11 protein-coding genes are annotated in these 11808 nt (G+C 73.3%); all 11 read left to right on the top strand.

Features of this window, described 5'->3' with window-relative positions:
- The first annotated feature begins 93 nt into the window (after window positions 1-93).
- Entirely contained in the window at window positions 94-897 is an 804-nt protein-coding gene (locus tag OG985_RS22440; RefSeq protein ID WP_371670126.1) for an SRPBCC domain-containing protein, read from the top strand.
- A 184-nt stretch (window positions 898-1081) separates the two neighbouring features.
- Window positions 1082-1879: an aldose 1-epimerase gene (locus OG985_RS22435; RefSeq protein ID WP_371670125.1), complete on the top strand. Its 798-nt coding sequence runs from the start codon at window positions 1082-1084 to the stop codon at window positions 1877-1879.
- A gap of 10 nt (window positions 1880-1889) precedes the next feature.
- Window positions 1890-2438: an orotate phosphoribosyltransferase gene (pyrE, locus tag OG985_RS22430; protein ID WP_371670124.1), complete on the top strand. Its 549-nt coding sequence runs from the start codon at window positions 1890-1892 to the stop codon at window positions 2436-2438.
- Between the two features lie 149 nt (window positions 2439-2587).
- Window positions 2588-3619 carry a class II fructose-bisphosphate aldolase gene (gene fbaA, locus OG985_RS22425; RefSeq protein WP_371670123.1) on the top strand — a complete coding sequence of 344 codons (1032 nt, stop codon included), beginning with the start codon at window positions 2588-2590 and terminating at the stop codon, window positions 3617-3619.
- Between the two features lie 159 nt (window positions 3620-3778).
- On the top strand, window positions 3779-5245 hold the full coding sequence (locus OG985_RS22420) for an MFS transporter (RefSeq protein WP_371670122.1): 1467 nt from the start codon (window positions 3779-3781) through the stop codon (window positions 5243-5245).
- Between the two features lie 69 nt (window positions 5246-5314).
- On the top strand, window positions 5315-5728 hold the full coding sequence (locus OG985_RS22415) for a DUF3151 domain-containing protein (protein WP_371670121.1): 414 nt from the start codon (window positions 5315-5317) through the stop codon (window positions 5726-5728).
- 160 nt (window positions 5729-5888) lie between these two features.
- Window positions 5889-6734 (top strand): tryptophan 2,3-dioxygenase family protein, encoded by an 846-nt coding sequence (locus OG985_RS22410; protein WP_371670120.1) that lies wholly within the window; start codon window positions 5889-5891, stop codon window positions 6732-6734.
- Window positions 6727-7959, top strand: coding sequence for a kynureninase (kynU, locus tag OG985_RS22405; RefSeq protein ID WP_371670119.1), 1233 nt, complete (start codon window positions 6727-6729; stop codon window positions 7957-7959). Before OG985_RS22410 ends, kynU begins: the two co-directional genes overlap by 8 nt.
- A 157-nt stretch (window positions 7960-8116) precedes the next feature.
- Window positions 8117-8998, top strand: a complete 882-nt coding sequence (locus tag OG985_RS22400; RefSeq protein WP_371670118.1) for an alpha/beta hydrolase — start codon at window positions 8117-8119, stop codon at window positions 8996-8998.
- Window positions 8999-9420: 422 nt separating this feature from the next.
- The gene (locus OG985_RS22395; RefSeq protein ID WP_371674462.1) at window positions 9421-10449 is read left to right on the top strand and encodes an alpha/beta hydrolase; all 1029 of its coding nucleotides are present in this window, start codon (window positions 9421-9423) and stop codon (window positions 10447-10449) included.
- A 145-nt stretch (window positions 10450-10594) separates the two neighbouring features.
- Window positions 10595-11776 (top strand): acyltransferase, encoded by a 1182-nt coding sequence (locus OG985_RS22390; protein ID WP_371674461.1) that lies wholly within the window; start codon window positions 10595-10597, stop codon window positions 11774-11776.
- The last annotated feature ends 32 nt before the right edge of the window (window positions 11777-11808 follow it).

Raw genomic sequence — 11808 nt, 5'->3', positions numbered from 1 at the left:
TCCCTGGTGGTGGGCCCGGCGGAGACACCGGCGCGTGGGCTATTTCGGTCAACGCGGGTGCGGGGCGGCGGCCACTGGGTAGGCTCGGCCGACATGGAGCATGAGGTGTTCGTTCCGGTTGTGTCCGAGCGGCTCAGGGAGGCGCTGGCCGATCCCGCGCGGGTGGCGCGGGCGGTCCCCGGCCTCCAGCAGGACGCCGGCGCCGAGCCCGTCAGCGGCCGGCTGAAAGTGCGCGTCGGCAGCCACTCCATCACCTACCGGGGTACCGCACGCGTGTCCGGCCAGGACGACGGTTCGTACGCCGTCGAGGGCGACGCCACCGAGGCGCGCGGCAGCGGATCGGTCAAACTCACGCTGACGCTCCGCCTCCGCGACGCGGACGGCGGCTCGGTGCTCGCCTTCGAGGCGGTCGCCGCCGCGGACGGACGCGTGACGGAACTGCCGTCAGAGGCGGTCGGCTCGGCCGTCGTCCGGCTGCTGAACCGTTTCGCTGAGAACCTGGGCGCGACGACGGAGGGACAACGGCCCGAGCCCGAACCGTCCGAACCGTCCGAGCAGTCCGAGGGGGCGCGGGAACAGACGCCCGAACCGGTGGCGGAGCAGGACCCCGAGCCCGAGCCGGAGCCGCTGGACGCGCACGTCAGCGAGGGCGTCGTGGCCGGGCCGGCCGACGACTTCGAGGAGCCGGCGGCCGCCGAGGCGGCGCACGCGCGGCGGACGATGATCGGGCGCAGTGCCGAGGAGGTGGACCACGCCCCGCCGCGCGGCCGCTACGCCCCCGTGCCCGCCCCACAGTCGATCACCCCCGGATCCGCCCTGCGCTGGGCGGCACCCGCTGCGGCGGTGGTTCTCGCCTCGGCGATCGTGGCGGGACGGGTGCTACGCAGGCGGCGCTGACCGGTGGTCGTGCTGCCTGGTGCGGTCACCTCCGCGCGGCGGCGCCCGCGGCGGCGGTGGTTCGCGCCTCGGCGATCGTGGCCGGGCGGGTCCAGCGCAGGCGGCGCTGCCCCCCAGTCGCGCCGCCCCGCGCGCTCACCCCGCCCCCGCCACGCCCTCTTGATCGGCCCAGTAGGGTCGTCCCGTGAGTAACGAAGACATCACGCTGACCGCGGGCGACGCGGAAGTGACCGTGCAGCCGGGCAACGGCGGCCGGATCGGAGGGCTCCGCGTCGGCGGCGTCGAACTCCTGCGGCAGGGCGAGCGTTTCGGCTGTTTCCCGATGGTCCCCTGGTGCGGCCGGACCCGCGACGGACGGTTCCGGGACGGCGCGGTCACGCGCCAGTTGCCGCTCAACTCCCCGCCGCACGCCATTCACGGCACCGCTCGCGACGGCGCCTGGCGCACCGCCCGCGTCTCGGCCGACGAGGCGGTCATCACGTACGACCTCGTCGATCCCTGGCCCCACCCCGGGCGGGTCACCCAGGTCGTCGCCCTCACCGAGAACTCCCTGACGCTCGGCATGGCCGTGGAGACGTACGGGTCCTCCTTCCCGGCGCAGATCGGCTGGCACCCGTGGTTCAACCGCACTCTCGGTGACGGGCAGGCCGAAGGCGCCCGGCTCGACTTCACGCCCGCCTGGCAGGAGGAGCGCGGCGCCGACCACCTCCCCACCGGCAACCGCGTCGACCCGAAACCCGGCCCCTGGGACGACTGCTTCGGCATGCCCAACGGCGTCGACGTGACGGTCACCTGGCCCGGGCAGCTGGAGCTGAGGGTGGCCAGCCGCGAGCAGTGGGTCGTGGTGTACGACGAGCAGGAGGCCGCCGTGTGCGTGGAGCCGCAGACCGGCCCGCCGAACGGCCTGAACACGCTCCCGCGCCTGGTCACACCGATCGATCCGCTGGAAGCCGGCACCACGTGGACCTGGCGCCGCCTCTAAGCTGACGGGCATGACTGACGTGCGTGGAGAGCTGCTGCAGCAGATCAAGGACAAGGCCGTGGTGCACGGCAAGGTGACCCTGTCATCGGGTCTGGAGGCGGACTACTACGTCGACCTGCGCCGCATCACGCTCGACGGCGAAGCCGCTCCGCTGGTCGGGCAGGTGCTCCTCGACCTGACCGCCGACCTGGAGTTCGACGCGGTCGGCGGGCTGACCATGGGGGCCGACCCGGTGGCCGCCGCCATGCTGCACGCCGCCTCCGCGCGCGGCCGGAAGCTGGACGCCTTCGTCGTCCGCAAGGCGGCCAAGGCGCACGGACTGCAGCGGCGCGTCGAGGGCCCGGAGATCAGCGGCCGCCGGGTGCTGGTCGTCGAGGACACCTCCACCACCGGCGGGTCGCCGCTCGCCGCCGTCGAGGCCGTGCGCGAGGCGGGTGCCGAGGTCGTGGGCGTGGCGACCATCGTCGACCGGGCGACCGGGGCCGCCGAGAAGATCGAGGAGGGCGCCGGGGTTCCGTACCTCTTCGCGTACTCCAAGGACGAGCTGGGCCTCGACTGAGCGGTCCGGGGTTATCCACAGGTTGGACACCAGGGCGGGACCATCCGGTCAGGTCTGGAAGGATGGGGCCGACGATGACGTCACCCCCAAGGTCTAGGTCAGGGCCGTAGGACAAAGAACGCCAACCCGCACATCCAAGGAGCGGACAGATGCCCATCGCAACCCCCGAGGTCTACAACGAGATGCTCGACCGGGCGAAGGCAGGCAGGTTCGCCTACCCGGCCATCAACGTGACCTCGACCCAGACCCTGCACGCTGCGCTGCGCGGCTTCGCGGAGGCGGAGAGCGACGGCATCGTCCAGATCTCCACGGGTGGTGCGGAGTTCCTCGGCGGCCAGTACAGCAAGGACATGGTCACCGGTGCCGTGGCGCTGGCCGAGTTCGCGCACATCGTCGCCGAGAAGTACCCGGTGACGGTCGCCCTGCACACCGACCACTGCCCGAAGGACAAGCTCGACGGGTACGTGCGACCGCTGCTCGCCATCTCCGAGGAGCGCGTCAAGGCCGGCGGCAATCCGCTGTTCCAGTCCCACATGTGGGACGGCTCGGCCGAGACCCTCGCCGACAACCTCGCCATCGCGCAGGAACTGCTGGAGCGCGCCCGCGCCGCCAAGATCATCCTCGAGGTCGAGATCACCCCGACCGGCGGCGAGGAGGACGGCGTCTCCCACGAGATCAACGACTCGCTGTACACGACGGTCGACGACGCCGTGCGTACGGTCGAGGCGCTCGGGCTCGGCGAGAAGGGCCGCTACCTGCTGGCCGCGTCCTTCGGCAACGTCCACGGTGTGTACAAGCCGGGCAACGTCGTGCTGCGCCCCGACCTCCTCAAGGAGCTGAACGAGGGCGTGGCCGCGAAGTACGGCAAGCCGGCCGGCTCCCAGCCGTTCGACTTCGTCTTCCACGGCGGCTCCGGCTCCTCCGCGGAGGAGATCGCCACCGCGCTGGAGAACGGCGTCGTCAAGATGAACATCGACACGGACACGCAGTACGCCTTCACGCGTCCCGTCGCCGACCACGTCTTCAGGAACTACGACGGTGTCCTGAAGGTCGACGGCGAGGTCGGCTCCAAGAAGACCTACGACCCCCGCACCTGGGGCAAGCTGGCCGAGGCGGGCATGGCCGCCCGGGTCGTCGAGGCGACGCAGCACCTGCGCTCCGCCGGCACGAAGATCAAGTAACCGGAGATCAAGCAACCGAAGATCGGGCCACCGAAGATCGTATAACTTCGGACCAGGGGACCCGGGTTCAGGGGACCCGAGGCCGGACAACCGGCCGAGCGATCAGCGGCTTTCGGCGAGCCCGGTGCCACGGCACCGGGCTCGTTGTATACCTGGGTGATGCCCGACGTACGGCTGGCCTCCCCGCAGGGCAAGTGGATTCTCCTGACCACCGTGCTCGGCTCCAGCATGGCGACGCTGGACTCGACCGTCATCAACGTCGCCCTGCCCCGCATCGGACGTGACTTCGACGCGAGCCTGGCCGCCCTGCAGTGGACGGTCAACGCGTACATGCTCACGCTGGCCGGGCTGATCCTCCTCGGCGGCTCCCTCGGTGACCGCTACGGCCGGCGCAGGGTCTTCGTGATCGGCGTCGTCTGGTTCGCCGTCGCCTCCCTCCTCTGCGGGCTCGCCCCGAACGCCGGCGTCCTCGTCGCCGCCCGCGCCCTGCAGGGGATCGGCGGCGCCCTTCTCACCCCGGGCTCGCTCGCCCTCATCCAGGCGTCCTTCCACCACGACGACCGGAGCCGGGCCGTGGGCATGTGGTCCGGGTTCGGCGGCATCGGCGCGGCGGTCGGCCCGTTCCTCGGCGGCTGGCTGGTGGACGGCCCCGGCTGGCGCTGGGTGTTCCTGCTGAACGTTCCGCTGGCCCTGGCGTGCGCCCCCATCGCGCTGCGGCACGTCCCCGAGTCCGGCGACGGCCGGAAGCACGGACGCTTCGACGTGCTCGGCGCGGCACTCGGTGCCCTGGCGCTCGCCCTGGTGACGTACGCGCTGATCGAGGCCCGGAGCGGCTCCCTCGTCGTCGTGCTCGCCACGGTGGCGGGGGTGGCCGCGGGCGTCGCCTTCGTCCAGGTCGAGAAGCGCAGCGCCGACCCGATGATGCCGCTGGACATCTTCGCGTCGCGCCAGTTCACGGCCGTCAACCTGGTGACGCTGTGCGTGTACGCGGCCTTCGGCGGCTTCTTCTTCCTCACCGCGCTCCAGCTCCAGGTCGTGGCCGGCTACTCGGCGCTCCAGGCCGGTACCGCACTGCTGCCGACGACCGTGATGATGCTGCTGTTCTCGGCCCGCTCGGGCGAGCTGGCCCAGCGGATCGGCCCGCGGATCCCGCTCACCGTCGGCCCGCTCCTGTGTGCCGCCGCCATGCTGCTGATGCTGCGGGTGGGGCCGGACGCCTCGTACCTCACCGACGTGCTGCCGGCCCTGCTGGTCATGGGCGCCGGCCTGGTCTCCCTGGTCGCGCCGCTGACCGCCACCGTCCTGGCCTCGGTGGAGACCGCTCGGGCCGGCCTGGCAAGCGGCATCAACAACGCGGCGGCCCGCGCGGCCGGCCTGATCGCGGTCGCCGCGCTGCCGCTCGTCGCCGGGATGGGCGAGGAGTCGTACCGGTCGCCGACGGCCTTCGACGCCGCGTTCGGCCGGGCGATGGTGGTGTGCGCGGGAGTGCTGGTGGTGGGGTCGGCACTCGCCTTCGCGACCGTCCGGCGGCCCCCGCCGGACTGCCGGCTCCCCGAGTGCCGCACGCACGGATGGGTCACCACCCCGCCGCTGGAGGGGGAGCGGGCGCGGAAGCGGATCGGTTAGCGGACCGACGGCGAGGGTGCGTGGGCCGGGCATGGAGATGGTGGGCCGGGCATGGAGGAGACTTGACCCATGTCCATTCACGAGAACCTTCTCGGGGGGCCGCCCCCGACCCAGCTCCCCGACGACCCGGAGCCGCGCGAGCTGCTCGCGGCCGGCACCCCGCCCGCCGACGTCGCCGCCAAGTACCCCACCTCCTCCCTGGCCTGGGCCCAGCTCGCCGACGACGCGTTCGAGCGGGCGAGCGTGGTGGAGTCGTACGCCTATGCCCGAACGGGATACCACCGCGGCCTGGACGCCCTGCGCCGCAACGGCTGGAAGGGGCACGGCCCGGTGCCCTGGGAGCACGAGCCGAACCGTGGCTTCCTGCGGGCCCTGCACGCCCTGGCCCGCGCCGCGCAGTCGATCGGCGAGCAGGAGGAGTACGAGCGCTGCTCGCAGTTCCTGAAGGACTCCTCGCCGGCGGCGGCCCAGACGCTGGGCTAGTCCCTCCTCGGCAGCGTGAGGCCCGCCCGGTGCAGGTGTGACCGGGCGGGCCTTGCACTTTCGGGGGACGATTGCGGAGGATGCCGGTGGGGACCGGGGCCCCCGTGTCGACAACGGCAGGGGCGGACCGCTACCCGGAGTACAGGTACAGGAGACAGCGATGTCCCACCAGGCTCAGCCCCACGAGGCTTCGGAGCCCGAGACCCCGCATCTCGACTTCGCAGGCACGACGCCGTACGAGGACTACGTCAAGGCGGACGTGCTCACCCACCTCCAGCACACCCTCTCCGACGATCCCGGAGAGATGGTCTTCCTGGTCACGACCCAGGTCATGGAGCTGTGGTTCACGGTGATCGTCCACGAGTGGGAGACCGCGGCGCAGGCGCTGCGGGAGGACCGGGTGCCGGTCGCGATCGACGCGCTGAAGCGGTCCGTACGGGAGCTGGAGGCGCTGAACGCCTCCTGGAAGCCGCTCGGACAACTCACGCCGGCCCAGTTCAACTCCTACCGCTCCGCCCTCGGCGAGGGCTCCGGCTTCCAGTCGGCGATGTACCGGCGTATGGAGTTCCTGCTCGGCGACAAGTCCGCGTCCATGCTGGTCCCGCACCGCGGCGCGCCCCGCGTCCACGCGGAGCTGGAGAAGGCCCTGCACGAGCCGAGCCTCTACGACGAGGTGCTGGCGCTGCTCGCCCGGCGCGGGCACCCGGTCCCGCAGGACGTGCTCTCGCGTGACGTCGCACGGCGCCACGAGCCCTCGGAGCAGGTCGAGGCGGTGTGGACGGCCGTCTACTCGGGAGCCGCGGACGACGAGGTCGCCCGGCTGGGCGAGGCGCTGACCGACGTCGCCGAGCTGGTGTGGCGCTGGCGCAACGACCACCTGGTCGCCACCCGCCGCGCGATGGGCGCGAAGGCCGGCACGGGCGGCTCCGCCGGAGTGGCCTGGCTGGAGAAGCGCGCGCGGAAGAACGTCTTCCCGGAGCTGTGGACGGCGCGGTCCCATGTCTGAGCCGACCGAAGCGACCGAAGCGGCCGAAGCGACAGAAGCGGCCGTCAGGGCGGAGAAGCTGGACGCGGGCGACGAACTGGCCGACCTGCGCGCGCGGTTCGTCCTCGACGACGTCGTCTACCTGGACGGCAACTCACTCGGCGCACTGCCCGTCTCGGTACCCGGACACCTCGACGACGTCGTACGCCGGCAGTGGGGTTCGCTCCGCATCCGGTCCTGGGACGAGAGCGGCTGGTGGACGGCGCCCGAGCGGATCGGCGACCGGATCGCTCCGCTGGTCGGCGCGGCGGCCGGGCAGATCGTGGTGGGCGACTCGACAAGTGTCAACGTCTTCAAGGCACTTGTCGGGGCGGTGCGGCTCGCGCGGCTCACCGACAGCGGCCGGGACGAGATCGTCGTCGACGCGACGACGTTCCCCACGGACGGGTACATGGCCGAGTCGGCCGCCCGGATGACCGGCTGCACACTGCGTCCGGTCACACCGGCGCGGGTGCGGGGGGCGCTGGGCGGGCGTACGGCCGCGGTTCTGCTGAACCACGTCGACTACCGCACGGGCCGGCTCCACGACCTCCCCTCGCTGACCTCCGCCGTGCACGCGGCGGGCGCGGTCGCCGTCTGGGACCTGTGCCACAGCGCGGGCGCCCTGCCGGTGGGGCTCGACGAACACGGCGTCGACCTTGCCGTCGGCTGCACCTACAAGTACCTGAACGGCGGGCCGGGTTCGCCCGCCTACCTGTACGTACGGCGTGAGCTCCAGGATCGCTTCGACTCCCCGCTGCCCGGCTGGAACTCCCACGCCGAGCCCTTCGGCATGCGCCCCGACTACGAACCGGCGGCGGGCGCGCCGCGCGGCCGGGTGGGCACCCCGGACATCCTGTCCATGCTCGCCCTGGAGGCCGCCCTCGACGTCTGGGACGGCGTCACGATCGAGGCGGTTCGCGCCAAGTCGCTGAACCTGACGGACTTCTTCCTGGAGTGCGTCGGGCAGTACGTCGCCGAGGGGCGGGTGGAGTCCCTGACGCCGGCCGCTCACGAGGAACGGGGCAGCCAGGTCGCGTTGCGGTGCGAGGACGCGGGAGAGGTGATGCGGCGGCTCATCGAGCGGGGCGTGGTCGGCGACTTCCGCCGGCCCGACGTCCTGCGGTTCGGATTCACACCGCTGTACGTCGGATTCGGTGACGTGGAGCGGGCGGCCAGGGTGCTGGGGGAGGTGCTGGCGGGCTGAGGCCCGGGCGGGGGCGTCGGGGGCCCGGTGATCGCTCGGCACTCACCGAGCGTGACATCCGCGTGTCGGCGCACGTCACCGGGCTGATACCGTCCCCGCCAACGGCCGAATTCTCTCCTGGTCCGTCAAATCCGTTACGCCTTTGAGAGGTTGGAGCATGCCGGACGACGCTCGTGCCGCCGCCGCGGCCGCTGAGGAGGAGTCGGCCTTCTCGCACCCCGCCGTCGATCCCGACGTCACCGCCGCGTACGGCGACCACCCCGATCAGGTGATCGACTTCTACGCCCCGCGTGGCGAGGCAGGGCCGGGCACGCTCGCCACCCCGATCGTCGTCCTGCTGCACGGCGGTGCCTGGCGCGCCCCCTACGACCGCCGGCACATCACCCCGTTCGCGGGCTTCCTGACCCGCCGGGGCTTCGCCGTCGCCAACGTCGAGTACCGGCGCGGGCCGGCCGATCCGGCGCAGGGCCCCTCCGTCGCGGGCCGCTGGCCGGACACCTTCGACGACGTGGCCGCCGCGCTGGACGCGCTGCCCGCGCTCGTGCGTGAGCTGCTCCCGCAGACCGACCCGCGCCGCATGGTGATCACCGGCCACTCGGCGGGCGGTCACCTGGCCCTGTGGGCGGCGGCCCGGCATGTGCTCCCACCGGACGCCCCCTGGCGCACCGACCGTCCGGCCCCGCTGCGCGGAGTGGTCGCGCTCGCCCCCATCGCCGACTTCGAGGTCGCCGGGAAGCTGGACGTCTGCGGCGGCGCCGCGCACCAACTGCTGGGAAACGACGAAGAGTTCGCTGTGCGACGCCCTTACGCGGACCCCTCCCTGCTGCTCCCCACGGGCATCGCGACCACCCTGGTACAGGGCCGCGCCGACGTGGTGGTCCCGGAGGCGGTCGCCGAGGCGTACGCGGACGCGGCGGCGAAGGCCGGCGAGGTCGTCGGCCTGACGCTGCTGGAGGACGTCGGCCACTTCCCCCTCATCGACCCGGCCGCGGACGCCTGCGCGGTGGTGGTGGAGGAGATCGCACAACTGGCCTGGTGAGCCGCCTCGGTGCGCCGTCTGTGCGGCCGCCTCTGTCATACCCGTAGTACCTGAGAGCTACAGCGAAGGTGAGCTCCCTGGCGGGACGCGGGTGACGACCCGTGATCCGTAACTTCCCCACTGTGGACGCCCGATGACCGGGCGGACGGGGAGGGAAGAGGACCATGGGGTTCGCTACGGGGGAGACCGCGGGCAGCGGGATGACCGCCGGGGTCGCGGGGGCCGCTACGGGGGCGGGCGGGTCTGCGGGGGCTGCGGGGGCACGCCGGGGTGCGGGGAACGGTGCGGCGGCGGTGGTGGGCTCGTTTGCGGGCGTCGGCTCGTTCGCGGGATCAGGCGCGGGATCAGGCGCGGGTGCGGGCGCGGGTGTCGGTCGTACGGCGGCGGGTGCGTTCGTGGTCGCGGACAACGACCGTACGACGGTGGTCGCGAGTGCTGCCGACGGCGGTGCGACGGGGGGTCGGCGGTCGGGGGAACGGCCGCGCGGGCGGCGTCGCGCGGGCCGTTGGCGCCGTGCGTTGCTCGCCGCTCTCGTCACCGGCGCCGTCGTGGCGCCGCTCTCCGCCGCCGCCCGCCCGGAGATCCCCGCCCCCGCTCCGGCGGTCCTCGCGCCGCTGACGGCGGGCACGCTGGGCGCGGCCTACGCGGCCAACCGTGCCAACGCCGCGCAGGCGTCCCGCATGGCCGCCGCGCACGGCGACACCGGCCGCGCGGCGGCGGAGCGCTCCATGGCCGGTCCGTCGCGCCGTTTCCTCGCCTTCGACGGGCGTGGCCCCGGCCTGGCGACCGAGGTCTTCGGTGACCTGGCCCGTGCCGACCGCGTCGCCGTCCTGGTCCCGGGCTCCGATACGAGCCTCGACACGTACGGCCGCTTCCGCGCCGGAGCCGTCGCCCTGCAACGGCAGCTCACCGGCCGGGCCCCGGCCGGCACCCGCACCGCCGTCGTGGCCTGGCTCGGCTACCGGACGCCCGGCACGATCAGCGCGACGGTCCTCACGACGGGTCGCGCCGAGCAGGCGGCCCCTCAACTGCGCGCGTTCATCGAGCGGTTGCACATCATCGCGGGCCGGAGGGCCCAGGTCGCGCTGCTGTGTCACTCGTACGGATCGGTCGTCTGCGGCCGCGCCGCCTCCGGCCTGGCCGTCGATGACATCGCCCTCATCGGCAGTCCCGGCACCGGCGTCGACTCCGCCGCGGCGCTGCACACGCCGGCCCGCATCTGGGCGGCCCGCGGCGCCGCCGACTGGGTGGCCGACGTACCGCACGTCAGAACCGACCTTCTCGGCGCCACCGTCGGCTTCGGCAGGGACCCGGTGTCACCGGCCTTCGGCGCGCGCGTCTTCGCGGCAGGCGACGGCGGCCACAGCGACTACTTCACCCCGGGCTCGGCCTCGCTCACCAACCTGACCCGGATCGTCCTCGGCGAGACCTCGGAGGTGGCCCGTGCGTGAGACGAACCGGCACACCGTGGGAAAGGCGACTCCGCGGAAAATCCGGCGGGATGCCCGGCAGCACGCCCGGCCAGGCGCTCGGCCCAGCGGGGGGCACGGCGAGGGGCAGGGCACGTGGCAGGCCCTACGGCAGGCCGCCCACCGGATCGACGTGGCCACCCCCGTGGAGCGGGACCGTGCCGTCGACGCCCTGCGCGCGTTCGCGATCCTCGGCGTGGTCCTCGGGCACTGGCTGGTGACCGCCCTGGTCGCGGACGGCGGGACGCTGCGCACCGCGAGCCCCTTGCAGCACATGCCCTGGCTGGCCCCGATCTCCTGGGTGTTCCAGCCCCTCGCCGTGTTCTTCCTGGTCGGCGGTCATGTGGCGACCCGCGGTCATGCCTCGGCGCGGAGCCGCGGCACCGCCTACCGGCACTGGCTCGCGGCCCGGCTGTCCCGACTGTTCAGACCGGTGGCGGCCGTTGCGACGCTGTGGACGGTGGCGGCGGTGGCCCTGCTGCTCGCGGGCGCCGAGTTCGAGACGGTCCGCGCACTGGTGAAGCTCGCCCTGTCCCCGATGTGGTTCCTCGTGGTCTTCGCCGCGCTGACGGCCGCCACTCCGCTGCTGGCCCGGCTCAACCCGCTGTGGCCGCTCGCCGTCGTCCTCCATGTGGATCTCCTGCGCTTCGGCCTCGGCGGCCCGTCCTGGCTCGGCTGGGTCAACGTGGCGGCGGGCTGGCTGATGCCCTACACCCTCGGCGCGGCCTGGACCCGCGGTGAGCTGGACCGCCGCCGGGCGGCCTGGACCCTGCTGGTGGGCGGGGCCGCGGCGACCGCGGCACTGGTCGCCTGGGCCGGCTATCCGGCGTCCATGGTCGGCGTCCCGGGTGCCGCGGTCTCCAACCTCAACCCGCCGACGCTGGCCGCCGTCACCTTCGGTCTGGCCCAGTGCGGCCTCGCCCTGCTGCTGCGCGACCGGCTGCGTCACGCCATGCGCCGCCCGTCGGCCTGGGCTGTGGTGGCGTTCGTCAACCTCTCCGCGATGACGATCTTCCTCTGGCACCAGACGGCCCTCATGGCGACCACGGCCACCGGTCTCCTCGCCGGTCACCTCCCGGGCCTGCACACCCGCCCCGACGACCTCACCTGGGTCGCGGCCCGACTGGCCTGGCTCCCGGTCTTCGTCCTGGCTCTCGCGGTGTGCTGGACGGCCTTCCGCCACCACGAGCAGGGCGGGCACCGGCGCGCCGCCCGACCAGGACCGCGCGGGAGCCGAAGCCGTTCGCGGGTGGTCCGGGTGCAGCGTGCCCCCGGAGGAGAGAGGTCACCGGGAGCGCGTCGTGTCTAGGGTGGGCGGCGTGACGGAACCGGGGGGCCGAC

Source organism: Streptomyces sp. NBC_00289, from assembly GCF_041435115.1.
GTDB lineage: Bacteria > Actinomycetota > Actinomycetes > Streptomycetales > Streptomycetaceae > Streptomyces.
The sequence above is the reverse complement of the archived record's forward strand: the minus strand, read 5'-3'. Positions and strand labels throughout refer to the sequence as shown.

Coding starts and splice junctions, on each gene's coding strand:
- OG985_RS22440 (WP_371670126.1), top strand. CDS start 94: ATGGAGCATGAGGTGTTCGTTCCGGTTGTGTCCGAGCGGCTCAGGGAG.
- pyrE (WP_371670124.1), top strand. CDS start 1,890: ATGACTGACGTGCGTGGAGAGCTGCTGCAGCAGATCAAGGACAAGGCC.
- fbaA (WP_371670123.1), top strand. CDS start 2,588: ATGCCCATCGCAACCCCCGAGGTCTACAACGAGATGCTCGACCGGGCG.
- OG985_RS22420 (WP_371670122.1), top strand. CDS start 3,779: ATGCCCGACGTACGGCTGGCCTCCCCGCAGGGCAAGTGGATTCTCCTG.
- OG985_RS22415 (WP_371670121.1), top strand. CDS start 5,315: ATGTCCATTCACGAGAACCTTCTCGGGGGGCCGCCCCCGACCCAGCTC.
- OG985_RS22410 (WP_371670120.1), top strand. CDS start 5,889: ATGTCCCACCAGGCTCAGCCCCACGAGGCTTCGGAGCCCGAGACCCCG.
- kynU (WP_371670119.1), top strand. CDS start 6,727: ATGTCTGAGCCGACCGAAGCGACCGAAGCGGCCGAAGCGACAGAAGCG.
- OG985_RS22400 (WP_371670118.1), top strand. CDS start 8,117: ATGCCGGACGACGCTCGTGCCGCCGCCGCGGCCGCTGAGGAGGAGTCG.